The sequence below is a fragment of the Cryobacterium sp. TMS1-13-1 genome, assembly GCF_004403125.1.
Taxonomy (GTDB): domain Bacteria; phylum Actinomycetota; class Actinomycetes; order Actinomycetales; family Microbacteriaceae; genus Cryobacterium; species Cryobacterium levicorallinum.
In genome coordinates this window covers 124,476-150,769 of the sequence record NZ_SOGX01000006.1, presented here as the reverse complement: position 1 = coordinate 150,769, position 26,294 = coordinate 124,476, and the positions used below count along the sequence as shown (strand labels likewise).

The 26,294-nt window shown below is 63.6% G+C and carries 21 protein-coding genes; 17 read left to right on the top strand and 4 right to left on the bottom strand.

What is annotated here, in order from left to right; genetic code table 11:
- Nucleotides 1-237 precede the first annotated feature (237 nt).
- From E3T31_RS05355 to arfB, 11 genes are all read left to right on the top strand, one after another.
- A complete protein-coding gene (locus tag E3T31_RS05355) occupies nt 238-2,238 on the top strand; it encodes a hypothetical protein (RefSeq protein WP_134467815.1) in 2,001 nt (666 codons plus the stop codon).
- Between the two features lie 38 nt (nt 2,239-2,276).
- Nucleotides 2,277-3,854, top strand: a complete 1,578-nt coding sequence (locus tag E3T31_RS05350) for a class I SAM-dependent DNA methyltransferase (RefSeq protein WP_134467884.1) — start codon at nt 2,277-2,279, stop codon at nt 3,852-3,854.
- 266 nt (nt 3,855-4,120) lie between these two features.
- Complete coding sequence (locus tag E3T31_RS05345; RefSeq protein WP_134467814.1) at nt 4,121-5,077, top strand: restriction endonuclease subunit S; 957 nt, start codon at nt 4,121-4,123, stop codon at nt 5,075-5,077.
- Nucleotides 5,078-5,135: 58 nt separating this feature from the next.
- Nucleotides 5,136-8,333, top strand: a complete 3,198-nt coding sequence (locus E3T31_RS05340; RefSeq protein ID WP_134467813.1) for a type I restriction endonuclease subunit R — start codon at nt 5,136-5,138, stop codon at nt 8,331-8,333.
- A 79-nt stretch (nt 8,334-8,412) separates the two neighbouring features.
- Nucleotides 8,413-9,507: an XRE family transcriptional regulator gene (locus tag E3T31_RS05335; RefSeq protein ID WP_134467812.1), complete on the top strand. Its 1,095-nt coding sequence runs from the start codon at nt 8,413-8,415 to the stop codon at nt 9,505-9,507.
- Entirely contained in the window at nt 9,485-9,685 is a 201-nt protein-coding gene (locus tag E3T31_RS05330; RefSeq protein ID WP_198416978.1) for a helix-turn-helix transcriptional regulator, read from the top strand. The genes E3T31_RS05335 and E3T31_RS05330 overlap by 23 nt, the downstream gene beginning before the upstream one ends.
- A gap of 257 nt (nt 9,686-9,942) precedes the next feature.
- Nucleotides 9,943-10,863: a pseudouridine synthase gene (locus E3T31_RS05325; RefSeq protein ID WP_134467811.1), complete on the top strand. Its 921-nt coding sequence runs from the start codon at nt 9,943-9,945 to the stop codon at nt 10,861-10,863.
- A gap of 136 nt (nt 10,864-10,999) precedes the next feature.
- Complete coding sequence (locus E3T31_RS05320; RefSeq protein WP_134467810.1) at nt 11,000-11,707, top strand: histidine phosphatase family protein; 708 nt, start codon at nt 11,000-11,002, stop codon at nt 11,705-11,707.
- Nucleotides 11,708-11,716: 9 nt separating this feature from the next.
- Entirely contained in the window at nt 11,717-12,256 is a 540-nt protein-coding gene (locus E3T31_RS05315; RefSeq protein ID WP_104132738.1) for a DUF3090 domain-containing protein, read from the top strand.
- A complete protein-coding gene (locus E3T31_RS05310) occupies nt 12,256-13,023 on the top strand; it encodes an SCO1664 family protein (protein WP_134467809.1) in 768 nt (255 codons plus the stop codon). The genes E3T31_RS05315 and E3T31_RS05310 overlap by 1 nt, the downstream gene beginning before the upstream one ends.
- Before the next feature lie 23 nt (nt 13,024-13,046).
- A complete protein-coding gene (gene arfB, locus E3T31_RS05305) occupies nt 13,047-13,469 on the top strand; it encodes an alternative ribosome rescue aminoacyl-tRNA hydrolase ArfB (protein WP_134467808.1) in 423 nt (140 codons plus the stop codon).
- 199 nt (nt 13,470-13,668) lie between these two features.
- Here the strand turns inward: arfB and E3T31_RS05300 are convergent, their stop codons facing one another.
- The 3 genes from E3T31_RS05300 to E3T31_RS05290 form a co-directional block, all read right to left on the bottom strand.
- A complete protein-coding gene (locus E3T31_RS05300; protein ID WP_134467807.1) occupies nt 13,669-13,956 on the bottom strand; it encodes a muconolactone Delta-isomerase in 288 nt (95 codons plus the stop codon).
- 25 nt (nt 13,957-13,981) lie between these two features.
- Entirely contained in the window at nt 13,982-14,857 is an 876-nt protein-coding gene (gene catA, locus E3T31_RS05295) for a catechol 1,2-dioxygenase (protein ID WP_241977667.1), read from the bottom strand.
- A gap of 69 nt (nt 14,858-14,926) precedes the next feature.
- Complete coding sequence (locus E3T31_RS05290) at nt 14,927-16,033, bottom strand: mandelate racemase/muconate lactonizing enzyme family protein (RefSeq protein ID WP_370304305.1); 1,107 nt, start codon at nt 16,031-16,033, stop codon at nt 14,927-14,929.
- Nucleotides 16,034-16,234: 201 nt separating this feature from the next.
- On the opposite strand from E3T31_RS05290, the gene benA reads away from it, so the two are divergent.
- From benA to E3T31_RS05260, 6 genes are read left to right on the top strand one after another with little or no spacing between them, the layout of a single operon-like run.
- Nucleotides 16,235-17,650 carry a benzoate 1,2-dioxygenase large subunit gene (gene benA / locus E3T31_RS05285; protein ID WP_134467805.1) on the top strand — a complete coding sequence of 472 codons (1,416 nt, stop codon included), beginning with the start codon at nt 16,235-16,237 and terminating at the stop codon, nt 17,648-17,650.
- Nucleotides 17,647-18,165, top strand: coding sequence for a benzoate 1,2-dioxygenase small subunit (gene benB / locus E3T31_RS05280; protein WP_134467804.1), 519 nt, complete (start codon nt 17,647-17,649; stop codon nt 18,163-18,165). Before benA ends, benB begins: the two co-directional genes overlap by 4 nt.
- A 47-nt stretch (nt 18,166-18,212) precedes the next feature.
- Nucleotides 18,213-19,241, top strand: coding sequence for a benzoate 1,2-dioxygenase electron transfer component BenC (gene benC / locus E3T31_RS05275; RefSeq protein ID WP_134467803.1), 1,029 nt, complete (start codon nt 18,213-18,215; stop codon nt 19,239-19,241).
- Entirely contained in the window at nt 19,238-20,032 is a 795-nt protein-coding gene (locus E3T31_RS05270; protein ID WP_134467802.1) for a 1,6-dihydroxycyclohexa-2,4-diene-1-carboxylate dehydrogenase, read from the top strand. The genes benC and E3T31_RS05270 overlap by 4 nt, the downstream gene beginning before the upstream one ends.
- 50 nt (nt 20,033-20,082) lie before the next feature.
- Nucleotides 20,083-21,471, top strand: a complete 1,389-nt coding sequence (locus E3T31_RS05265) for an aromatic acid/H+ symport family MFS transporter (protein WP_134467801.1) — start codon at nt 20,083-20,085, stop codon at nt 21,469-21,471.
- The gene (locus tag E3T31_RS05260) at nt 21,458-24,181 is read left to right on the top strand and encodes a LuxR family transcriptional regulator (RefSeq protein ID WP_134467800.1); all 2,724 of its coding nucleotides are present in this window, start codon (nt 21,458-21,460) and stop codon (nt 24,179-24,181) included. The genes E3T31_RS05265 and E3T31_RS05260 overlap by 14 nt, the downstream gene beginning before the upstream one ends.
- A gap of 195 nt (nt 24,182-24,376) precedes the next feature.
- Here the strand turns inward: E3T31_RS05260 and E3T31_RS05255 are convergent, their stop codons facing one another.
- Entirely contained in the window at nt 24,377-26,248 is a 1,872-nt protein-coding gene (locus tag E3T31_RS05255; protein ID WP_134467799.1) for an FAD-binding monooxygenase, read from the bottom strand.
- Between the last annotated feature and the right edge of the window lie 46 nt (nt 26,249-26,294).

The window sequence follows — 26,294 nt, the reverse complement described above, 5'->3', positions numbered from 1 at the left end:
GGTGATGGTGCCTGTGCTGGTGATGGTGCTTGGGAGGGGCAAGTGAGGAGCGGCCATTCCCCCCAATGACAACGGCCGATCCTCACCTGCTGGTGCCGGCCGACTGCGGCGGGCACAGGAACAAGTTATTGCAGCGCCACGTTTAGTACGCAGAGAACACCGATAACAGGGGTTATCAGCAAAGCAACATCAATGTCATGAATCTGCCCTAACCTGAACCCACGAGAAAGGAACGCAATGACTGACACCGCACTGCTGATGACCATGTCCGACATCGCCGGTCTCGCCCACGTGCAACGCCCGGTCGTCTCCGTCTGGCGCAGCCGCTCCGCAGCCACCAACACACCCTTTCCCACGCCGGTCAGCCGACAGCGCGGCGTCGACCTCTTCAACGCCGACCAGGTGGGCAGCTGGCTCAGCGCAACCGGCCGCGGCAACAACCGTGACGCCGCAGCGGATGCCGCCGCCTACGCTGTATCCGACGCGCACGACGAACAAACCTTCCGTGGCGTCACGGCTCTGCTCACCCTGCGCGCGGCGTGCGATCACGCGCTCAGCACCCTCACCGCCGCCGAACTGGTCGACCTGGCCGATGAGCACGACCCCGACGACGACCTGCTGTTACGCGAGATCGAAGCCCTCGGCGATACCCTGCCCACCCTGGCCGCCTACGTCGACGCCCTGGTCGAGGCCGCGTTTGGTCCGGTGCCCGCCTTCGAACGGATGCTCACCGACCGGTTCAAGCGCAACCTCGCCGACGAGGGCGACCTCACACTCAGCCGTGCCGCCCTTGACCTCATGGCCGAGACCGTCACCGCGCTGCGACTCACTCAGCCCGCTGATTCTGTGCTCGTCGACCCCACGGGCAGCGCGAGCGATCTACTCATCGCCATCCACCAGGGCGAGTGGCCGGTGAAGACCGCGAACGTCGCCGGCCCCACCGCCCGGCTGCAACGCCGCCGCCTGATGGTGCACGGTATCGTGCGCACCGAGCTGCAGATTCTGCCCTCCGGTGCCTTCAGCGTGACCGGCGCCGCCGTGCACGTCGCGCAATACCCCTCGGCGGCTCGGCCGACCATGACGCCGGTGCAGATTCTCTCGAACATCGAGCAGATCGTGCTGCAGATGACCGATGAGCAGCTGGCCGTGGTTCTGGCTCCGTCAGCGGTGCTCAGCGACACCGGCCTCAGCCGCGAAGCCGACGAGCTGCGCTCGTCTCTATTGCGTTCCGGCCGAGTGCGCGCCATCGTGCGTCTGCCCGCCGGGCTGCTGACCCGCAAACCGCAGCAGTTGCAGGCGCTCTGGGTGCTCGGTGCCGCCCACGCCGGGGTCGCCCTTGCCGATCGCTACGCCATGGTCGCCGACCTCGTTGCGACGCCGCTGGGTGACGCCGCCATCGACGACCTCGTCAGCGACCTCGCCGCGTCACTCGGCAGCCAGAGCACCGTGCGCGCCCACGCCTTTCGCTTTGCCCGACTCGTGCTCACCCGCAGCCTGCTCGCCAGTCGCCGGCCACTCGTGGCCGGAGTGCACACGGTTCCCTCGGCCGCCGATCAGCCGGCAGCGGCGCTCGCCGTGACCATTGACCGGCTGGCAGCCTTGCTCGACGCCGACCTGGTGGTTGAACCCGCCAGCGACAAGGCTGTCTCCTCGACCGTGCACGAGCTCCTCACCGCCGGGCACCTGCACTATATTCCGGGCAATCGCATCGCCGCCGACGATGTGATCGAGGGGGCAACGGATGCCGCCGGCATCCGCTTAATAGGACCGGCCGAAGTCGCGGGCACAACAGCGCTCGGCCGCCGGCGCATCGACCGACTGAGATTCGCGGCCGCCTACCCCGCCGGCCGCGTCACCGAGCCGGGCGACGTGGTGTTCGCCACCTCGCCCCGGCCGGCCGCCCTGGTCGACACGGAAGGCACCTCCGTTGTGCTCTTTCCCGCCCGCATTCTTCGCATCGAGCAAGCCGACCCGAATGGTCTGCTCGATGCGGTACTCGCCGCCGACATCCAGTCAATGCCGGCCGGGCATCGCCGTTGGCGCGCCTGGCCGGTGCGTCAGGTTGCCCTGAACCAACGCGCGGCGCTCGCCGACGCTCTCACCTCGCTACGGTGGGAACAGAAGCTTGCGCTTGATCGGCTCGGGCAGCTCGACGAGCTCACCGATTTGCTCATGGCCGGCGTCACCGCCGGCACCATCACCATCGCTTCTGGCGCACTCTCGAAAGGAACCACCTAGTGGCACCGAAGACCAAAGCCGCCGCACTGCCGTCGACCATGAAAGAACTGAAGGACACGCTGTGGAAGGCCGCCGACAAGCTGCGCGGATCCATGGACGCCTCGCAGTACAAAGACGTCATTCTCGGCCTGGTGTTTCTCAAGTACGTCAGTGACTCCTTCGACGAGCGGCGTGAGCAGATTCGCACCGAGCTCGCCGCCGACGGCCTCGACGACGACCAGATCGGCCAGCTCATCGACGACGTCGATGAATACACCGGCCGTAGGGTGTTCTGGGTGCCAGCCACCGCACGCTGGACCTACATCGCCGAAAACGCCAAGGGCATCGCCGGCGCGGTCGGCGAGCCGTTCAAGCAGGTGGGTCAGCTGATCGACGAGGCCATGGACCTCATCATGGTGGCCAATCCCACCCTCGCGGCCACGCTGCCGCGCATCTACAACCGTGATGGCGTCGACCAGCGCCGTCTCGGTGAGCTGCTCGACCTGTTCAACTCCGCCCGGTTCACCGGCGAAGGGTCGACCAAGGCCCGCGACCTGCTCGGCGAGGTCTACGAGTACTTTCTGGAGAAGTTCGCCAAGGCTGAGGGCAAGCGCGGCGGCGAGTTCTACACCCCCGCCGGCGTTGTGCGCGTGCTGGTCGAGATGCTCGAGCCCACCCGCGGCCGTGTCTACGACCCGTGCTGCGGCTCGGGCGGTATGTTCGTGCAGGCCGAGAAGTTTCTCGAGAACCACCACAAGGAGGGCTCCGAGCTCTCGGTCTTCGGCCAAGAGCTCAACGAGCGCACCTGGCGCATGGCCAAGATGAACCTCGCCATCCACGGACTCAACGGCAACCTCGCCAGCCGCTGGGGCGACACCTTCGCCCGCGACCAGCACCCCGACATGCAGGCCGATTACATCCTCGCCAACCCGCCCTTCAATATCAAGGACTGGGCGCGCAACGAGCAGGATCCCCGTTGGCGTTACGGCGTGCCGCCCGCCGGTAATGCCAACTACGCCTGGATTCAGCACATCATCTCCAAGCTCAACCCCGGCGGCAGCGCCGGTGTCGTCATGGCCAACGGGTCGATGTCGTCCAACTCGGGCGGCGAGGGTGAGATTCGCGCCCAACTCGTGGAGGCCGATCTCGTCACGTGCATGGTCGCCCTACCCACAAACCTCTTTCGAAGTACCACAATTCCGGTCTGCACCTGGTTCTTCGCCAAAGACAAGACCGCGGGGGAGAAGGGCTCGATCGACCGCACCGGCCAGGTGCTCTTCATCGACGCCCGCAATCTCGGCACCATGGTCGACCGGGCCGAGCGCGCCCTCACCGACGAGGACATCGCCAAAATCACCGGCACCTACCACGCTTGGCGCGGAACGCCCTCCGCAGCGGATGCTTCGCTCGTCTACGCAGACGAGCCCGGCTTCGCCTACTCCGCGTCGCTCGCCGAGATCAAAGCCGCAGACTATGCGTTGACGCCGGGACGTTTTGTCGGCGCGGCTGAGGCCGAGGAAGATGCCGAGCCGATCGAGGAGAAGATCGCCCGGCTGAGTGCCGAGCTGTTCGCCGAGTTCGACGAGTCCGAGCGCCTGGCGGCGGTCGTGCGCGAGCAATTGGGGCGCCTCTCGTGACAGTTCATATTGATAGCGTCATCCATCACACCATCGGGGGTGGTTGGGGTTCGGCGACAAGTGACAGCGGCGACCTCCCAGTTCTAGTTATTCGTGGGGCCGACTTTCCTCAAGTCCATTTGCGCAATTTGTCGAATTTACCGCTCCGGTACGAACCGTCTTCAAAGGTGTTGAGCCGCGCTTTACGCCCCGGAGATATCGTTCTCGAGACCTCCGGCGGGACTTCAAGTCGACCAACTGGGCGGACGGTCTTAATTACTGCAGAGATGATCGAGAATGCCTCGGCCATTCTGATTCCGGCAAGTTTCTGCAGGCTCATACGCGTCGACGAAACGAAATGTTCTCCTGAGTTTGTCTACTACGCACTCCAAGACCTCTACGCCGCTGGAGGTACGTGGGAGTTTCAGAATCAGTCCACGGGTATCTCTAACTTTCAGTTTGAGGTCTTTCGAAAGAAATATACTCTTCCAAATATTGATCGCAGTGAGCAGACCGCCATTGCTGAAGTACTCGGCGCTCTTGACGATAAAATTTCCACGAACACTCGGATCGCCACTGCATCTGCGGATATTTCCAGATCGTTGTTTGAGCGGGCACTCGAGAGTGGTTCTGTCGAAACATCGCTGACCACCGTGACCACTCTCATTTCGCGGGGGATCACTCCGTCATACTCGGATGAGGCGGCCGGGACGACGAAGATCTTGAATCAAAAGTGCGTGCGCGATCAAAGAGTCTTACTTGCCCCCTCGCGTCGGACGGTGGATTCAAGAGTGCGGGAGGACAAGGTTCTCGTGGTCAATGACGTTCTGGTGAATTCGACCGGTCAAGGAACGCTGGGACGCGTTGCTCGTTGGACCCGCATAGAACGCGTTACAACGGATTCACACATCTCGATTGTCCGGTTTGACGCCAACCTGACAAACCCGATCACGGCTGGCTACGGCCTCTTAAGGATGCAGTCGGCAATCGAAGAGTTGGGGGAGGGCAGCACGGGCCAAACGGAGCTCTCACGGGTCGACCTCGGCAAACTTCGAATTCTCCTTCCCAATCGCGAAATCCAAGACCAGCTTGGCGAGCAATTGCATCAAATCTCAAGCACTCAGAATGCCTATCTGGCCGAGAATGACACGCTCGCCGCGACCCGCGACGCCCTCCTCCCACAGCTAATGTCGGGCCAGCTGCGCGTCAAAGACGCCGAGAGGTCGCTCGCGGGCGTGCTCTGATGCCCGACGCACTGCGCAACTAGCTTTCACCAGCGTCAAAGTATTGAGGGGATAGGCAATGACGATCACGAATCCACCAGTGGGGCTCTCCGAAGCGGCGTGGGAGAACTTCGCGCTCGACCAGCTGGGCGAGCCGCTCGGCTGGCGGCCGCTGGCTGGTGAGAAGATCGCGCCGGGAACGGGGGAGCGTGAGTCGTGGAGTGAGCTGCTCATCCGTCCTCGGCTGCTCGAGGCGCTGCGCAACCTCAACCCGAGCGTTCCGGTGGAGTACCTGCGGCAGGCGCTCGCCGAGCTGACGTCGCCCAAATCGATGGACGCGATCACCGAGAACCAGCGCATGCACGAGTACTTCGTGCATGGGTTTCCGTTCAGCTACCTCGATGCCAGCGGGGCCGAGGTGAGTCCCCGCATCCGCTTGATCAGTTCTGACCCGGCGCAGAACGACTGGCTGGCCGTGAACCAGGTCAAGCTCGTGAAGCCTGACGTGAAGCGCCGCTTCGACATTGTGCTGTATTGCAACGGCATGCCGGTGAGCATCATCGAGCTGAAGAAGGCCGGCAGCGAGCGGGCCACCGTGTCGGCCGCGCACGCCCAGCTGCAGACCTACCTGCGCGAGTTTCCGCTGGCGTTTCGGTTCTGCGTGTTCACGCTCGCCTCCGACGGGCAATCGGCTTCGTACGGCACGCCATTCACCCCGCTCAACCACTTTTCACCCTGGAACGTCGACGACGACGGCAGGCCGGTTCCGCCGGGCACGACCACGGTCGACGGCGACGCGGTCACCGGACTCGACACCGCGCTGGCCGGCCTCTACAACCAGCACAACTTTCTGCAGCTGCTCACCTATTTCACCGCTTTCGATGAGGGCGATGACGGCCTCACCAAGCGCATCGCCAAGCCGCACCAGTTCTTCGCGGTGAACAAGGCGGTCGCGAGCACCGTGCAGGCCGTCGCCAGCAACGGCAAGGCGGGGGTGGTCTGGCACACGCAGGGGTCGGGCAAGTCCATGGAGATGGAGTTCTACACCAACCTGGTAACGCTACATCCCAAGCTAAAGAACCCCACCGTGGTCGTGATCACCGATCGCAAGGAGCTCGACGGGCAGCTGTTCAGCTCGTTCGATCGCAGCCTGCTGCTGCCGGGCAAGCCGGAGCAGATCCTCCGGCGTTCCGACCTGCGGCAGAAGCTGCGCGAGCGCAACACCGGCGGCATCTTCTTCACCACACTGCAGAAATTCGGAATCAGCAAGGCCGAGAAGGATGCCGGGATGGAGCATCCGCTTCTGTCGGACCGGCGCAATATCATCGTGATCGTCGATGAGGCGCATCGCAGCCACTACGACGACCTCGACGGGTATGCCCGCCACCTGCGCGATGCCCTGCCGCACGCAACGCTGATCGCGTTCACCGGCACGCCCATCTCGTTCGACGATCGCAACACGCAAGACGTGTTCGGCGACTACATCGACGTCTACGACCTCTCTCGCGCGGTCGAGGACGGCGCGACCGTACCGGTGTACTTCGAGCCCCGGCTGATCAAGGTGTCCCTCGCAGCGGATGTCACGCAAGAGATGCTCGACGACGCGGCCGACGACGCCACCCAGGGGCTCGACGAGACCGAGCGGGCGCGCATCGAGCAGAGTGTGGCCGTGGTCAACGCGGTCTATGGCGCTCCCGAGCGTATCGCCGCGCTTGCGGAGGACATCGTCGCGCACTGGGAGAATCGGCGCAGCCGCATGCAGAAGTTCATCGCGGCGCCGGGCAAGGCCATGATCGTCGGCGGTACCCGCGAGATTTGCGCGCTACTGTATGAGGCGATCATCGCTTTGCGGCCCGACTGGCACTCGGCGGCGCTCGACCAGGGCATCATCAAGGTGGTGTATTCCGGGGTTGCGACGGACCAGCCGCCGGTTTCAAAGCACGTGCGGCGCACCTCGCAGAACGATGTGATCAAGGCGCGGTTGAAGAACGTCGACGACCCGCTCGAGCTCGTGATCGTGAAAGACATGATGCTCACCGGCTTCGACTCGCCGCCGCTTCACACGCTCTACCTCGACCGACCGCTGAAGGGCGCGCTGCTCATGCAGACCCTCGCGCGGGTGAATCGCACGTTTCGCGGCAAGGAAGACGGATTGCTCGTGGCCTACGCGCCGCTCGCCGAGAACCTGGCCAAGGCGCTCGCCGAATACACAGCGGATGACCAGACCGGCAAGCCGATCGGCCGCAACATCGACGAGGTGGTCGCCCTCACCGAGACGCTCGTCGAGACCCTGCGCGGCATCCTGGCCGGGTACGACTGGAAAGCCGTGCTGCATAAGGCTGGACCGAAGGCGTACCTGAATTCGGTGACCGGTGCCGTGAACTATCTGCGGGCCCCCGGCACGCCGGGCAACCAGATCGTCGAGGGTGAAGAGACCCTCGGCGTGAAATACCGCCGGTATTCCGGGCAGCTCTCACGGGCCTGGGCCTTGTGCTCGGGGTCGCAGAACCTGGCGGCGCTGCGTCCCGAGGTGCAGATCTACGAGGAGATTCGGGTGTGGATGGCCAAGGGCGATGCCAATGATCGGCAGTCCCGCAACGAGCCAATCCCCGAGGAGATCCAGCGGTTGCTGGGGGAGCTGATCGCGTCCGCGACGTCATCGGGTGAGGTGCTCGACATCTACGAAGCCGCTGGCATGCCGAAGCCGTCGCTGAGCGATCTGACGCCGGAGTTCGTGGCGAAGACGCAGCAGGCGCGCAACCCGCATTTGGCGATTGAAGCGTTGCGCAAGTTGCTGACCGAGGAGGCTGTCGCATCCACTCGCAACAATATGGTGCGGCAGCGCGCGTTTTCAGAGCGCATCACCGAGCTGATGAACAAGTACACCAACCAGCAGCTGACCTCGGCCGAGGTCATTGCCGCGCTCGTGGAGATGTCGCGGGAGGTCGCGGCCGAGTCGCAGCGTGGTATGCACTTCACGCCGGCGCTGACCAGTGATGAGCTGGCGTTCTATGACGCGGTGGCGCAGAACGAGTCCGCCGTAGATCTGCAGGGTGAGGGAAAGCTGGCCGACATCGCGCGCGGGCTGGTGCAGGTGATGCGCCGCGACGTGCGCACCGACTGGACCGTGCGCGACGATGTGCGTGCCAAGCTGCGCTCGTCGATCAAGCGGTTGCTCGTTGTGAACGGCTACCCGCCTGACCAGCAGCCCGCCGCGATCAAATTGGTGATGGAGCAAATGGAGTCGATGGCGCTGCGGTTTGCGGCGGAGCGCTAATACCGGCGACCTTCTCGCGGTCTGCAAACCAGAGCACACCGACCGATGTGATTTTCGCAACGAGGGGGAGTCTGGGGAGATGGAAACCCTTCGAGACCGCGTTCTGACGTGCCTGGAGCAGATGGCGCCCGGCACGTCTCAGAAGGAACTCGCGAGGCGCATCGGGATGGCGCCGAGCGCTCTGTCGCGTGCGCTCAATGAAACACGTGGACTCACGGGTGACGAGCTCGTGAGCTTGGCACGGGAACTTCGGATGTCGGTCGACTGGATACTGACGGGGGAAGACCCATTTTCGATCCGTATCGCTGCCCGCCACAACTTTTCGCAGATTAACGGCTACCAACTGTCACGAGCGGCGGCGGGAGAGCGAACAATTCTGGACGATGTTGCTCTGGTGTTCCGCCAGGCAGTAGACGACCTGCAGCCCCTGGCTCGGCGCGCGGTCCCGACCGATCCATCCGAGGCCCGCGAGATGCTGCTCGACGCATTTGGCTCGGATTCGACACTTCACTTTGCGGAAGCCGTTGAGCGCGTTTTCGGCATCGACGTCGTCAAACTAGCCATGCCCGACGCCGCCGGCTATTCGATGCAGTTGCCGAACGCAACTGTCATTGTTGTCCCGACTGAGAACTTCTGGGGTCGACAGAATTGGACAATAGCTCATGAGCTTGGGCACATTTCTCGAGCGGAGTTCACGCCGATTGACGAGCCAGCTTCGATATCGGACGAGTCGGCGGCGAATGCATTCGCGGCGCAACTGCTGCTGCCCGAGGAGGAAATGCGAAAGATCGACTGGTCCGCCACTCGCGGTCCAGAGCTAGCAAAGTTTCTCTGGGGGAGCGGTGTTTCGATCGGGGCGCTCGGCGTGCGCTTGGAAAGTCTCAAAATTGATCGTCCCGAGGTGACGCTGCGCACCGGGCAGCTGATTCGCAAGTATCCACCAATGGACGTCGGGGTCTTCGACGACCCGATTAGTCAGCGGTGGGTTGCCGCCGGCCGCCGACGGTTTCCTGTCAGAATCCTTGTCGCGCACGAGAAATTTGAAACAACACGGCGTTCCCTGGCGTGGATGTTGGGTGTTGAGGTCGACGAAGCTTCCGACGAAGTGGAGGCTCAAATCAACCTGGATACGATGGCGACGGCATTCGGATTTGTCCCGGCGAAGTGTCAGTGATGAGCGCGCGATTCGCGGCCTGACCCGTGCCGACCTTGCTGCGGCCGCCGGAGTGGAACTGGTCGTGCTGTCGGCCATCGAGCGCGGCAAACCGGTCGAGAGCATCGCTGCGATTCGTCGAGTGCTGCGCGCCCTGGACATCGAACCCTCGGCTATCCCCGTTCCAGGTGTTCGATGACGAGCGGACTTGATGCCTACCTCGAGGGCAAGCATGTCGGCCAGTTCGCTCGGAAGGCCAAAGGAACGACGGCTTGAAGGGGTTGCGAATTTCGGAGTTTTTCTCCTATGTGGGTTGCCTGAGTATGTGCTGATGGGGCGTTATATTCGAGATGTGGTGCCGCGAAAGGAACGCTATTAAACTCTCGCGATGATGTCAACGAAAAATCCCGAAGGTACGTCGCACGGTGACAGGGTGACGAGACGTACGATCAGTGGATGCCGCCGCGCTCGCCACTTCCGCAACGTCACGGCCTCGAGGCCGCGTGGGTCTGCACCCCGGAACGGGTGCAGCATCCGCTGTGGGACACGATGGGCGCCTGGCTGGATGAGCGCCTATCGGAGTTCGTGGACGTAGCCGGCTTTCTGGCTCAGGGGCGTTTGGTCTACGAGTCGGGCACCGCGGTGGCCGGTCTCGACCCATACCGGCCGAACACCTTTGTCTGGTTCCACCGCGATCTGGCCGCGGAGACATTCGTTCCGGGGCGCATCCACCTGATCTATCGCGACGATCGCATCGTCGTGATCGACAAGCCCGCTTTTCTCTCGACCATTCCCCGCGGGCGCCACGTCGTGCAGAGCGTGGTGGTGCGGCTGCGCGCCGAACTCGGGCTTCCGGAGCTCTCGCCGCTGCATCGGCTGGATCGGGTGACGTCGGGGCTGGTGGTGCTGGCAACCGAACGGCGATGGCGCGGGGCGTATCAGTCGATGTTCCAACGCCAGGAGGTCGTCAAGACCTATTGGGCGCTGGCGCCGCTGCTGCCGGGCCTCGACCTGCCCGTGACGGTGCGCAACCACCTCACGACCCGCCGTGGTCAGTGGCAGGCCGAGGTACTGCCGGACGCGCCGGCCAACGCTGAGTCGTTGATCGAACTCGACTCGGTGATCGACGGCCAGGGCGTCTACAGACTGACGCCGCGCACCGGCCGCACCCACCAATTGCGCATGCACATGCTCGGCCTTGGGATTCCGATCACTGAGGACCCGATCTATCCGGTCGTGCGAGAGATCGCGATCGACGATTTCAGCCACCCCCTGCAGCTGCTGGCGAACGAGGTGCGCTTCACCGACCCGATCGACGGTCGCCTGCGGCAGTTTGCCAGCGTGCGAACGCTCCCGTTGCGCAGTGAGGTCGGCTGAGCCTGGGTGTCGTGCGTCGCGACACGCGATTGAGAAGCTGACACGTGTTCAAACCAGCGCGGACTTCCCCAACACGTGCCGCGAGCCTTGATGGTGCGCGTCCAAAGCTCGCCAAACGGATGCCTAGGCTAGACCCATGGCCACAGTCATTCTCGTGCGGCACGGCCGCACCACCGCAAACACCGCCGGAATACTCGCCGGGCGGGCCGCCGGCGTGCGACTCGACCAGATCGGGCAGGACCAGGCGGCGCTGACCGGAAAACGCCTCGCGGTGGTGCCCCTGGTCGCCGTGGTCTCCAGCCCCCTGGAACGCTGCCAGCAGACCGCGCAGCTCATTCTCGACCACCAGAGTGGTTCCCCGGTCATGCCGATTGACGACTATCTCACGGAGTGTGATTACGGCCAGTGGCAGGGCCGGACCATCAGCGACCTGGCCACAGAAGACCTCTGGTCGGTGGTGCAGACGCAACCCTCAGCCGTGGTTTTTCCCGGCGGCGAGTCGATGGCGGCGATGCAGGCGCGGTCGGTGGCCGCGATTCGACGCCACGACGCCGCCTTCGAGGCGCAGCACGGGCCCGGTGCTGTGTGGGTCGCGGTCAGCCACGGCGACGTTATCAAGTCCATTTTGGCTGACGCGCTCGGCATGCACCTCGACCTGTTCCAACGTATCAACGTCGGGCCCGCGTCGGTATCGATCGTGCAATACGGCCCCAAAAGGCCGAGCGTGCACGCGACCAACACCGACGGCGGCGATCTGTCCTGGCTGGCTGGCAGCATCCACTCAACGGATGCGCCGGTCGGCGGTGGGGCCGGTCATCAGCCAGCGCGCACCTCGAACGGGTAAAATATTCACATGCCCACAATCGTCCATGAGTTCGACTGGCCCGACCGGGTAGTCGTCGGCACCGTCGGCCTGCCCGGGTCGCGCACATTTTACTTGCAGGTGCGCAGCGGCACCCGCATCGTGAGCATCGCGCTGGAGAAACAGCAGTCGGCGCTTCTCGGCGAAAAGATCGACGAGATCCTCGACCAGTTGATCACTTTAGAGGGCAATCCCTTCAGCATTCCGACCACGACCCCCATCGAGCTCGTCGACAACGACCCGCTCGAACAGCCCGTCGCCGAGGAATTTCGCACCGGGGCGATGAGTCTGGGCTGGGACCCGTCGACGGTGCAGGTCGTGATCGAGGCCTACCCGATCACCGACGATGACGAGGAATTGCTCGATCCGGCAGACGTGGCTGAAATGATGCTGGTGCGCATCCCCGTCGGCACGGCGCGAGCATTCGCGAAACGCACGCGCGAGGTCGTCGGCGCCGGCAGGCCCATGTGCCCCCTCTGCGGTTACCCTGTCGACGCCGACGGGCACACCTGCACCCTGCCCGAAGCCTGATGCCGATTCCCGACCTGATCAACGGTGAGCTGAAGCTCACCGGCCGCATCACGACGGCCTCGAATGCAACGTTCCTGGGGAGCATCGACGGCGCGGTGGTCGTCTACAAACCGGTGGCGGGGGAACATCCGCTGTGGGATTTTCCGGGCGGCCACCTGGCCAATCGCGAGGTGGCGGCCTACTTGGTCTCGCAGGTCTTCGGCTGGAACGTCGTGCCGCGCACCTGGCTGCGCGAGGGCCCGATGGGCGAAGGCATGGTGCAGTTGTGGCAGGAGTCTGACCCCGCGCAGGCCGCCGTCGATCTCGTGGCCTCCGACGCCGTGCCGGCAACCGGGTGGCGACACGTTCTCGACGGGCGAGACGAGCACGAACGGATGGTCACCCTCATCCACGAAGACAGCGTGGCGCTACGCCGCATGGCCGTGTTCGACATCGTCGTGAACAATGCCGATCGCAAGGGCGACCACATTCTCGCCATGCCCGACGGTCACCGGCACGGCGTCGACCATGGGCTCACCTTTCATATCGAGCACAAGCTGCGCACCGTGCTGTGGGGCTGGCTCGGCGACACGCTCACCGACGAGGAACTCGAGGGCATCGACCGGGTGCAGGCCGACCTGAATGGTGCGCTGGGCGCGACCCTTGCTGGCCTTCTCAGTACCGAAGAAGTCGCCGCGCTCGCCGAACGCTGCGGTCGGTTGCGGTCCGAGGGGGAGTTCCCCGCCCCGAGCGGCGACATGCCCGCGGTGCCCTGGCCCCTGTTCTGAGCCATCTGTGCCACGCTTGATGCATGGATCTTGAGGTATCGCCGGCGCTGATCATTCCCGAGCGCGAACTCGGCTGGCGTTTTTCGCGTTCGTCCGGGCCCGGCGGCCAGCACGTCAACACCTCAGACAGCCGGGTCGAGCTGTCCTGGAACGTCGCCGAGTCGACGGTTCTCTCCGATGATGAGCGGATGCTGCTGCTCACCCGCCTCGGGCACCGTCTCGTTTCCGGGGTGGTCACCATCGCCGCGAGCGAGCAGCGTTCCCAGCTGCGCAATCGCGAGATCGCGCTGCGCAAACTCGGCGATCTGGTGAGCGCCGGGCTGGCGGCTGAGCCGCCCGCCCGCCGCGCCACCAAACCCACCAAGGGCTCGGGGCGGCGGCACCTCGCCGTTAAACAGCAGCGCTCAGCCACGAAACAGAACCGCCAGCGTCCCGCGGCCGAGTAGGGGCGGCGACGCGGCGGCATCCGCTCGCAGCGGCGACTGCGCTCGGCGAAGCCGAATGCCTGAAGCATCGGTGCAGCACTATCAGCTGTGTTCTATAAACGAACGCCGTGTTCTATTATCGTTTGTTGAACCATGTACCATGCTGACCCTGGGGTGCCACCGCTGGGGCGAGAGAACTACCGCCTGAGGAAGACCACAACTATCCCGCCCGGTTGATGCTCGACGGATGCACGCAAAGCGGCGCCACGTCGACCTCCATAAACGGAAAGAGCGGCAGCCCCCACAAGATCTCGTGCAGGCGCTCATTGCTTGCCACATCGAAAATACTCAGATTGGAGTAGTGCCCCACGGTGCGCCAGATATGCGCCCATTCCCCCGTGCGCTGCAGGTCTTGGGAGTAGCTCTTTTCCCTGGCGAGGGTGTCGGCCGTCACTGCTGGATCCTGGCCCGGGGGAATGCTGACGGTCATCGTGACGGCATAGAGCATTTGCTTGTCCTCCAGCGATAGTCGGTTAGGCGTCGAGCGGGTCGAGCACGAAGTCGTAGGTCACTTCTTCGCCGTGTCCACCCGCCACGGCCGTCGGGGTCAGTACGAGCTCCGGTTTCACGGCCGACGCGATGTCGTCGGTCAGGTGTGCATCTCCAATGAAATAGAGCTGTGCGGTGAGCAGCTGCTGTCCCGGAGCCGAGACCTTAAGGTGCAGGTGAGCAGGGCGCCAGGCGTGCCACCCCGCCACAGCGATGAGCTTGCCGCAGGCGCCATCGGTGGGAATCTGGTAGGGAGCCGGCTCGATGGTGTTGATCTGAAACCGCCCGGACTCGTCGGCCACGACGGTGCCACGCAGGTTCCATTTCGGCAGGCCGGGGCTGTACTGCGAGTAGTAGCCGAGGCTGTCGGCGTGCCAGATTTCTACTCTGGCACCGGGCAGAGGGGCGCCGTCGACGCTCGTGATCGTTCCCTGGAAGAGCAGCGGGGTACCCGGCTCGTTGTCGCGCATCGGAAGCGTTGCGGGGGTTGCCAGTTCTGGGGCATTGACCACGTAGTACGGGCCCTCGATGGCACCCTTATTGCCCTTCCGGTTTTCAGTCGCAACCTCTTCGACCGCGTGCTCAACCCACACGTCCATGAACAACGGCCACTCACCGTCGAGGCCCACTTGGATGAGCCAGCCCTTCACCGCCTGGAACTCGTCGTAGGTCACCTTGTGCCGACGAATGGTGTCGGCCACCCCATTGATAACCTCTGCAGCCAGCACGTTCACGCGTTCTTTGCTCACGGCAACATCAACCCGGTGATTCTCAAAATAACGATCGGTGGCCTGCTGGCCCGACTCGGCGGCTTTGGCGTCGAATTCGGTGCGGCTCTCGGCTGTGGTCTGTGCGGTCATGGTGGACTCCATCTCGTGTTCGTGCCTCAGACGACGTCGTGCCGAGGCAGGGAATGTTTATGTTTCTCGTCACTGGTCCTGGCGATATTTCGCCAGTTTCTGGGGATCGACGTCGATCCCCAGTCCAGGTACGTTGCGAACGGCAAGGACGCCGTCCGAAATCTTGAGGGGCTCTGTGAGGAGGTCATCCGACATGTCCAGAAAGTTCGACAGTTCGCCCGGCCGCATCGTCGTGGCCTTGAAGGCGGAACCAAAGACGGCAGTGCACATCGTGCCGATCTGGCCGTCGATCTGGTTGCCCATGATGACTTCAACCCCGAGGCCTTCGCACTGGTAGAGCACTCGCTGCGAGTAGGTAAAGCCGGTGCGGGCCGTCTTGATGCTAATGGCAGTGGATGCCCCGCTCAGCAGCTCACGGGTGACCTCGCCGGGTGTGGTGGCGCTCTCGTCGGCCACCACCGGGATGGGGCTGCGCTCGGTCAGCCATTTGCGCCCCAATACGTCGTCGGCCGGGCAGAGCTCCTCGGCCAAAGTGAGGTCGAGATCGCTCATTGCGGCGAGGGCCCGCAGGGACTCCGACGCCGTCCAGCCGCGGTTGCCATCGATGTACAGCTCGACGTCGTCGCCGAGCCCCGCACGCAGGGCCCGGCACACGTCAACGTCGAGCCGGAACGGCCGGCGGCCCACCTTCACCTTGAAGGTGGTGATGCCGTAGCTGTCGCGCATCCGCTCGGCCTCGGCCACCATCATCTCCGGCTGGCAGAATCCCAGCATGTGCGAGACGCGCATTCGGTCGGTGTAGCCACCCAGCAGCGTGGTCACCGGCAGATTGAGCGACTTTCCGATCACGTCCCAGACGGCCATGTCGACGGCCGACTTCGCCGTGGGATTGCCGATCGTACGGTTCATGACCGCGTGGATGCGTTCGCGGCTGAGGCAGGAAATCCCCACCAGCTCTGGCGCGAACGTCTTCTCGATGATCGTCGCGATGGATTCCTGCGTTTCCCCATAGGTGAAGGGGCGCGGGGGCGCTTCGGCGACGCCGACCAGGCCGTCCTCGGTGTGTACGCGCACCAGGATGTGCGACGCCACCCGTACCTCGCCGCTGGCGAAACGCAGCGGTTTGTTGTACGGAATGGCGAAGGGGATCGCTTCGATTCTGGTGATCTTCAACATGAACCTCGATTAGTGGCGGTGGCGCCTGCCATCACGTTATTCACCCTTCGGCCGGTGCCAACAGACCCCCCAGAGTGACCCTAGGCAAATGTCTAGTGCGACTCGTTCCGCGCGCTGGAATGGTCGTCATTACAACAAATTTTCGGCCATCCAGTGTCGGTTGGCCCCGGGCAACGCAGCCCACACCTGATTGGAGCGGCAATGACTGACGCGCGAGCTAACATCTCAACCTTCCTCGACGATGCACTGGTCGAGGATGCGGAGAACGGGATCCATCGGGTGAAGCGGAGTGTTTTCACCGACGAGCAAATCTTCGAGCTCGAGATGACGCACATCTTCGAGGGCAATTGGATCTACCTCGCCCACGAAAGCCAGATCCCGAATGTCGGCGACTACTTCACGACCAATATCGGGCGCCAGCCCATCGTGATCTCACGCAATAAGCAAGGCGAGCTCAACGCGCTGATCAATGCCTGCAGCCACCGTGGTGCCATGCTCTGTCGTCGCAAAACCGACAACCGCACAACCTTCACCTGCCCGTTCCACGGGTGGACCTTCAACAACTCCGGCAAGCTGCTCAAAGTGAAGGACTCCCGCGACGCCGGCTACCCCGACCAGTTCAACCAGGATGGTTCCCACGACCTCACCAAGGTCGCGCGATTCGAAAGCTACCGTGGCTTCCTCTTCGGCAGTCTCAACGCCGATGTCAAGTCTCTCGAAGAGCACCTCGGCGAATCCACCAAGATCATCGACATGATCGTGGACCAGTCTCCCGATGGCCTCGAAGTTCTGCGTGGCGCGTCCACCTATACCTACGACGGCAACTGGAAGCTACAGGCCGAAAACGGCGCCGACGGTTACCACGTCACCGCCACTCATTGGAACTATGCGGCCACAACCGCTAGGCGCACGAGCGGCGAGTCGCTCAATGAAACCAAGGCAATGGATGCCGGCGGCTGGGACAAGCAGAAGGGTGGCTACTACTCTTTCGAGCACGGCCACCTTCTGCTCTGGACGGAGTGGCTCGACCCGAGCAACCGACCGCTGTTCGATCGACGAGACGAACTGGTTGAGCGATTCGGCGAGGCCAGAGCTGACTGGATGATCAACATCTCCCGCAATCTGTGCCTGTACCCCAATGTGTACCTGATGGACCAGTTCGGATCCCAGATCCGTCATTTGCGTCCTATCGCCGTCGACAAGACCGAGGTCACGATCTACTGCATAGCACCCAAGGGTGAGAGCGACTCGAACCGGGCAAAGCGCATCCGTCAATATGAAGATTTCTTCAACGCCTCCGGCATGGCGACCCCTGACGACCTCGAAGAATTCCGGTCCTGCCAGAAGACCTACCGGGCCACGGCCGCCAAATGGAATGACCTGAGTCGTGGCACCGCCCACCAGATCACCGGCCCAGACGAGAATGCCGACAAGATCGAGCTCAAACCTATCTCGAGTGGTGCGCGCACCGAAGACGAGGGGCTGTACCCCATCCAGCACGGGTACTGGTTGGAGACCATGCGGGATGCCCTTGACACGGAATCGACCCGGCAGCGCACATCGGTGCGCAAGACCGGCACCACAGTGACATGCGACAGTGAGAACCAGAGCAAATGACCATCACACTCGACACCCGCGAGAGCGTCATCACGATCGAAGCGATTCAGCAGTTTCTCTATCGCGAGGCCCGATTCCTGGACGACCGGGAATTCGAACGGTGGATCGACTGCTACCACCCCAATTCTGAATTCTGGATGCCGGCCTGGGCCGACGACGACACGCTGGTGGACGACCCGCAGCGCGAGATCTCGCTGATCTACTACGCGAACCGCGGTGGCATCGAGGACCGGGTGTTTCGCATCAAAACGGACCGCTCGAGCGCGACCAGCCTGCCCGAACCGCGCACCGGCCACAACGTCAGCAATGTCGAGGTCGTCGAGCAGCGCGGAGATCTGGTTGACGTGCGGTTCAACTGGCTCACGTTGTACTACCGATACCAGAACATCGACCAGTACTTCGGAACCTCGTTCTACACCATCGATTTCTCGGGTACCCAGCCGGTCATCCTCAAGAAGAAAGTCGTGCTGAAGAACGACTACATCCACCACGTCGTGGATATTTACCACATCTGACCGACCACATCTGACCCGGCACCATCGCCCAAGGGAATTGAGTTGAAATGACGTATCAGGTTGCATTGAGCTTCGAGGACGGGGTCACCCGTTTCGTGAAATGTGGACCCCGAGAGACCGTCGCCGACGCGTCCTACCGAGCCCGCATCAATATCCCGCTGGATTGCCGAGACGGTGCCTGTGGCACCTGCAAGTCCCTGTGCGAATCGGGGTCGTACGACGGCGGAGATTACATCGAGGATGCCCTCACCGATGATGAAGCGACGGCAGGCTATTGTCTGCCGTGCCAGATGACGCCCCAGAGCGACCTCGTGCTGCAGATCGCCACCACATCGGACCTCGCCAAGACCCAGGCCATTGCCTTCGACACGACACTCACCGACATCCGGCGGATTTCCCCGGGCACCTACGGCTTCTCGCTCGAACTCGACGACCGGGATTCTCTCGCTTTTCTTCCCGGCCAATACGTGAATGTCGGCGTTCCCGGTACCGACCAGACTCGCTCCTACTCGTTCAGTTCGGGACCGACGGCGGCGACCGCCACCTTCCTAATCCGCATTACAGATGACGGCCTCATGTCGAGTTACCTGCGGGATACGGCGTGCGTAGGTGACCGGCTCCAGGTCACCGGGCCGATGGGAAGCTTCTTTCTGCGGGAGGCGAAGCGGCCAGCCCTGCTCATGGCCGGTGGCACCGGCCTGGCACCGATTCTGTCGATGCTCGAGTCCATGACACGGCTTGAGCTGCAGCATCCGGTGCATCTGATTTATGGTGTGAGCACGGACGCCGACCTCGTGGAACTTGACCGGCTCCAGTTCTATTCCGATCGCATCCCGCAGTTCACCTTTGACCACTGCGTAGCGGATGCCGCCAGCACCGCCATTAATAAGGGGTACGTCACCAGTTTGGTCGGCCCCGAGCACATCAACGGCGGGGATGTCGACGTCTACCTGTGCGGGCCGCCAGCCATGGTGGAAGCGGTACGAGGCCATCTTCGAGAACGTGACATCGAGCCGGCACACTTTTACTATGAGAAATTCGCTCTCGTGGCACCCGTGGCTCAGGGTGTTCGATGACGGAGTGGATGCACCCGGGCCGGTTCGCCGGCAAGATCGTGGTCGTCACCGGTGCTGCTCAGGGCATCGGGCTGGCCGTGGCGCGGAGGGTCGCCGCGGAGTCCGGCCTCGTTGTGCTGATCGACCGTGCCGAACTGGTGCACGAGGTCGCTCGCCAGATTCGCGGCTCCGGCGGCGAGGCGCTCAGCGTCATCGGCGATCTCGAGCGGTACGACGACACGTTGTCGGCGATGGCCGCCGCACAGTCCTGGCGCGGTCGCATCGACGTTTTGATCAACAACGTCGGCGGCACGATCTGGGCCCGACCCTTCGAACACTACGGTCCAGAGGAGATCCAAAAGGAAATCCAACGTTCGCTGTTCCCGACGCTCTGGGCCTGCCGCGCGGTCTTGCCGTATCTCATCGAACAACAGGCCGGCGTGATTGTGAATGTTGCCTCCGTTGCCACCCGTGGCATCAATCGGGTTCCCTATGCCGCAGCCAAGGGGGGCGTAGGCGCCATCACCGCTGCACTGGCCATGGAGACGGCTCGGTACGGTATTCGAGTCGTGGCAACGGCACCCGGCGGAACCGATGCCCCCGCCCGTCTGGTGCAGCGCGGCCCCTCCCCAGATGGCGAGCGCGAGATCGCCTGGTATCAGGAGATTGTGGACCAGACCATCGACTCGACGCTGCTGAAGCGCTACGGCACACTCGACGAGCAGACAGCTCCCATCGTCTTCCTCGCCTCCGACGAGGCCTCGTATCTCACCGGCATGGTGCTTCCCGTTGCCGGCGGAGACCTAGGCTGACGCGCATTTTTCCACCCGTACATTCATCCCTGTGACAAAGGAGTTGCACCATGAAAAGCATTGACGACTCGACCGACGCCCGCCAGCGAAAAACGCTCCGCTGGGTCGTGGCCATTACCGCGTTCGCGCTCATCTTCGACGGCTACGACCTGGTCGTATATGGAACCGTGGTCTCGACACTTCTTCGCGATCCCAGTCAGATCGGCGCACTGGATCCCGTGCAGGCTGGTCTGCTCGGCAGCTACGCGCTCATGGGTGTCATGGTGGGCGCCTTAGCCGCCGGGGCGGTCGGAGATTACTTCGGCCGCCGCAAGATCATGCTCATCAACATTGTGTGGTTCTCGATCGGCATGGCAGCCACCGCCATGACCACGAGCGTCACGGCGTTCGGACTGATGCGCTTTCTCACCGGGATCGGCGTGGGGGCGCTCATCGCCACGGCCGGCGCCATGATCGCGGAATTCGCTCCCGCCGGTCGTCGCAACTTTTACAACGCGCTCGTCTACTCCGGCGTTCCCGCAGGGGCACTAATCGCCTCCCTGTTGGCCATGATGCTCTCCGATTCCATCGGTTGGCGCGGTATGTTTCTGATTGGTGCGCTTCCCATAGCGGTTCTCTTGCCCATTGCCCTGGTCAAACTTCCCGAGTCACCCAAATGGCTATATTCCCGCGGCCGCATATTCGAAGCTGAGGTCCTCTCGGCCCGAACCGGGATCCCCATGCTGGCCGATGGCGTCACCATGGCAGCGGTGCCGTCGGACCATGTCGGTCAGCGTTCTGGCTTCCCAGGCCTGGCCAGCAAGCGTTTTCTCCTTCCCACGGTCTTGCTCGGCCTCATGAGCTTCTCCGGGCTGCTGCTCACCTATGGACTGAACACCTGGCTGCCTGAGATTATGCTGCAGTACGGCTATGGCAAGAACTACTCACTCCTCTTTCTTGTGACGCTCAACGCCGGCGCCGTCATTGGTGGGCTCGTCGCATCCCGTGCGGCTGACAGGTTCGGCCCCCGGCGGATCGTATCGTCCACGTTCGGTCTGGCCACCCTGTCGTTGATCCTGATCACGCTGCACCTGCCGCTCGGGGTGTTGCTCAGCGCCGTGGCCGTTGCGGGGGTCGGCACCCTCGGCACGCAGGTTCTCATTTACGGCTTCGTTTCGAACTACTACACGACACCGGTTCGAGCCGCGGGAGTGGCGTGGTGCGCGGGATTCGGACGCCTGGGTGGCATTTTCGGCCCGCTCCTGGGCGGTTTTCTGATCGCCGCGGGAGCCGCGAGCCAGGTGGCATTCTTCGTCTTCGCCGGCGTCGCTCTCTTCGGTGCGCTCGTGACGGCCTTTGTTCCCCGCCACGTTGACGCCGAAGAATCGACGGTGCCAGAACCGCAGCTGGTCCCGGCCGTATCGGCGTCGGTTACGCTTCAGGGTAATGAACGACGATGATGTTGTACCTCGGATCTTTGGTCGGAGCACCGAGCTCGCGCAGCTCGCACGACTCCTGAGGTCGGCCGACGACGCACGTGTACCCCTGGCCGTAATGACGGGACCGCGTGGGAGTGGCCGGTCGGCCCTGGTTGACGAGTTCATCCGCCAGAGCGGGGCATCGCTCTTCCGGGCAAGCGGTGTTTCCTGGGAGCAGAACATCCCCTGGGGCATTCTTGACCAACTGTTGGGGGGAAGGGCGTGGAGCGAGGGGGAGGCGGCTTCGACACCCGATACGGCCGGTGAAGCCGTGCTCTCCGCTCTGGGCACCTGCGCGGAAGACCGGGACGTCGTTCTCTTCGTCGACGATGTCGACTATGCCGATGACGAATCCGTGCAGGCACTTCTCTACCTGGTGAGGCGACTGCGGCGCGATCGAGTGCTGATAATCCTCACGGTCGAGGTTGGGCATCCGTTGTCGCCCGTAACTACGCGGCTGGTGCAGCTATCGGGATGCACGCAGACGATACTCGGCCCGCTGGACACCGCTGATATCCAACGGTTGGCCCTGGCTTCGGGCCGGATCGACCTGCCCACGTCAACGGCCCACCGGCTGGGCCTGCACACGGCTGGAAATCCGCGTCATATTCTGCAGCTGCTGACCGAACACCCGCCACGGTTCTGGTCCGAATGGCAGCATGTGCTCCCGGCGCCGCGGCAATTCGCCGGGGAGACGCTGGAGCGGCTCACGCGTGCCAGCGCCGATGCTCGTGCCCTCGTCGAGGCTGCAGCCGTGCTCGGCGTAGATGCGGTCTTTGCCTCGGCGGTCGCCCTGGCAGGGACGCGGGTGCCGATGGAGGCTTTGGATCAGGCCCGCACGGCGGGGTTTCTCAAGACCTCTGGCGACGATACCTTTTTTCGCATCTCATTCTCGAGCGCTCTTATGCGCGCGGCGGTATACGAATCCCTTGGCCCGGTACGTCGTACAGCGCTGCATCGGGCCGCTTCCCGACTTGTCCCGGGTCACGGAGACCGGCTGACGCATCGAGCGGCATCGACGGCGGTGCCTGATGCTGCGCTCGCTGCCGAAATCGAACAGTTCGCGGTAAGTCAAACGGAGGTGGGGGCTTGGGAACCGGCGGCTGAGAATTTTCTGCAGGCGGCCCGTCTCTGGCCGACGAGGGCGGAGCGGGAAAGACGCCTCCTATGCGGCATCGATGCCCTGGTCGGCGCCGGTGATGTGCCGCGGGCGCTGAGCTATATCGACGAAATCGAAAGTTTCAGCCGTGGACCCCTTCGAGACTCGGTTCAGGGGTACCTGGCTGTACTGCGCGGGCGCCAGGTGCAGGCCGAACGACTGTTGGTTGAAGCCTGGGATCAGTGCGACCCGCAGGCCGATGCGAGCACCACGGCGACGGTCGCACAACGACTCGTGCTGCATTCCCTCGCAAAATGGCACGGTCCGGATTTGGTGGAGTGGGCGCAACGTTCGACCAACCTCGTGGAGGAAGATATCCCGGCGGCGGTCGAATCACGCGCCATGATTGGCCTCGGACTGGCAGCCTTGGGCAAGACCGCCGAAGCGACCGCGTTCTATCACCAGATGACCGTCGGTAACGCTGTGGGGGCCCAGTCGCAACGGATGCGGCTCGGTAAGGGCTGGCTGCAACTGGCCATGGATGAGCCCGAGCTGGCGCGAGACGAGCTCACCATCGCCGTACCCACGGCCTACAACTATGGTTCGCTGCGTATTTCCCTCTGGGCGCAGGCATGGAAGGCGCGGGCCGAGTTCACGCTGGGCAGTTGGGACGATGCTCTGCGAACCGTTGCGCGCGCGAGCATTGACCAGGAGAGCTCGCACATCGATCTCACTCGCCCGCTTCTGCACTGGACAGCTTCCCAGGTATTCGCCCTGCGAGGCGACCTGGAACGGGCATCCGCTCACCGGCGGTTGGCGGCCGCAACGGCCGAGGACTACCCGGTGATGCAAATACCCTCGTGTCTGGCGGTTGCTCAGGTGGCCGAAATTCAGGCCGATTACGACGGCGTCATTCGGGCCCTCACTCCAATGCTGAGGCTCGACCGATCCCACGGAATCGACGAGCCGGGCTTCTGGCCGTGGCAGGACGTCTATGCGAACGCGCTTGTGATGGTGAATCGAGTGGACGAAGCCGGGGATTTTCTTCGCCCACTTGAACGACTTGCCGACAAGCGCCGCCACCGTTCCACCATTGCCCGGCTCGCTTATGTTCGTGGCCGAATCTTGAGCGCCAAGGACGAGATCGAGGAGGCCAGGGGCGTTTTCGAACAGGGTCTGGTCGCCCTCGAAGGCCTACCCATGCCCTTTCTCCGGGCGCGAGTGCACTTCGCCTATGGTCAGTCCCTGCGTCGCGCCGGCAAACGCCGCGACGCCGCGCCGCAGCTCAGCACAGCGCGCGACATATTTTCCTCGCTGGGGGCGATACCGTATGTACGAAGGTGCGATCGGGAGCTGCTCGCTGGCGGGCTGAACGTGGCACGGCGGGAGGGGGGCGACCTTGCGGCGCTTACCGCACAGGAACAGGCCGTGACAGGCCTGGTCGCGAGTGGCAAGACCAACAAACAGACGGCTGCCGAACTCAACGTCACCGGAAAGACGGTGCAGTACCATCTCACGAACATCTACTCGAAGATGAGCATCAGCTCACGAAGTGAACTGGCGGCCCGGTTTGGTGAGGGGGCTGCAGACTAGTCAGCATCCCGGTCGCGTGGTGCGTATATTTCGCAGCCACCGGCCAGAGTTCTTCGCCCGCCGCACGGTGAACTGCCCGCGACCGCCGCGGCCGTCGGCCGATTAGGGGCGGCGGCCCACCGGCATCCGCTCGCCGAGAAAGCAACGGCCTTCCGGGACGGTGCCACTTGACCGGTCGGCATCCGCTTGAAGCGGCTACCGCACGAGCAGCATCTGCCGAAAATACGTCGCGAGCTCGTCGGTCGCCGTCAGCGGCAGCACGTTCGCGACGTACTGGTCGGGTCGCACGACCACGATGGCACCGTCGCGGCTGATTCCGCGCAGGGAGAAGATGTCGTGCTTGGGGTCGGTGGCGTAAAGCTTCTCGTAGTCGATCAACCCGAACGGGCCGGTTTTAGGCAGGAATACCTCGGAGACCCGGCTGATATCGACCTCGACGTGGGCCTGCTGGTAGACCACCTTGACGTCGAAGATGCTGTCGATGTCGCTCCTGGCCGGGGTGTGGGCGAGCAGCGGCGAGTCGGGAGAGGTGCGCATCCACTCTGCCCAGGTGGCCAGTTCAACGGATGCGGCGTCGGCAAACGCGTAGACGCGCCAGCGGCCGTCGGCGCGGTGGTGGTGGCCGAGTTCGATCGGGTTGGCGTCACCGACCCGCACCACCGGGGCCGATTTGAAGCGCTTACCGATCGGGAACCCGGTCGCGAGCGACTGGTGGGTCGCCTCGCCGATCAGTATCGACGGCGGATACTGGGTCATGAAGCCGGCCGGAAACTCCGCCGTCTGCGTGTAGAACTCCTCGAGTGGCACCTTGAGGTCTTCCGGCTTGGCGGCCATGAGTGACGACCACTCCTTGTCGAAGTCGATCAGGTTCTTGGCGATGACCTGGCGTTCGGCCGAGTAGGTGCCGAGCAGGCTGTCGGGGCTGCGCCCGTCGAGCACGTAGGCGAGCTTCCAGCCCAGGTTGAAGCCGTCCTGCATCGAGACGTTCATGCCCTGGCCGGCCTTGGCGCTGTGCGTGTGGCAGGCGTCACCGAGAATGAAAACACGCGGCGAGCGGATGCCGATCTCCGCCGGCAGCACATCGTCGAAGCGGTCGGTGAGCCGGTGAGCAACCTCGTACACGCTGTGCCAGGCGACGTTTTTCACGTCGAGGGTGTACGGGTGCAGAATGGCGTTCGCCTTCGCGATGATCTGCTCCATCGAGGTCTGGCGCACCGCGCCATTGTCGTCGGGAGCGACTTCGCCGAGGTCGACGTACATGCGAAACAGGTAGCCGCCCTCGCGCGGAATGTGCAGGATGCTTCCGCCGGTCCCGGACTGGATGGCGCACTTGGTGCGAATGTCGGGAAAATCGGTGACGGCGAGAACGTCCATGACGCCCCAGGCGTGGAAGGCCGCGTCACCGGCGAGGGTGCAGCCGATCGAGTCGCGCACAGCGCTGCGGGCACCGTCGGCGCCGACGACGTATTTGGCGTGCACGATGCGTTCCTGGCCCTTGTGGGCGCCGGTGGTGTGCACGAGCGTCACCGTGACGGGGTGCTCGCCCTCATTCGTGTTCACGAGGCTGTGAAATTCGAAACCAAAATCCGGGGTCATGCGGGTGGGCGCATTGGCCATCACCTCGGCGAAATAATCCAGGACGCGGGCCTGATTGACGATGAGGTGCGGAAACTCGCTGATGCCGGTCGGGTCGTCGATGGCGCGGGCGGTGCGGATGATGTTGGCCGGGTTGGTGGGGTCGGGCTTCCAGAACGCCATCTCGGTGATGCGGTAGGCCTCGGCGATGATGCGTTCGGCGAAACCGAAGGCCTGAAAGGTTTCGACGCTGCGGGCCTGGATGCCGTCGGCCTGCCCGATCGCCAGGCGGTCGCCGCGGCGTTCGACGATGCGGGTCGTGATGTCGGGAAACTGGGAGAGCTGGGCGGCCGTGATCATGCCGGCCGGGCCCGTGCCGACGATGAGAACGTCGACGGTGTCGGGAAGTTCGTCGGGGCGATCGATGCCGACCCCGGCGGCGTCCTGAACGCGGGGATCGGTGGACACGTATCCGTGGTGGTGAAACTGCACGGCTTCCTCACTTCTCTGTGTGGTTCCTAGGTGTGGTTCCTCGGTG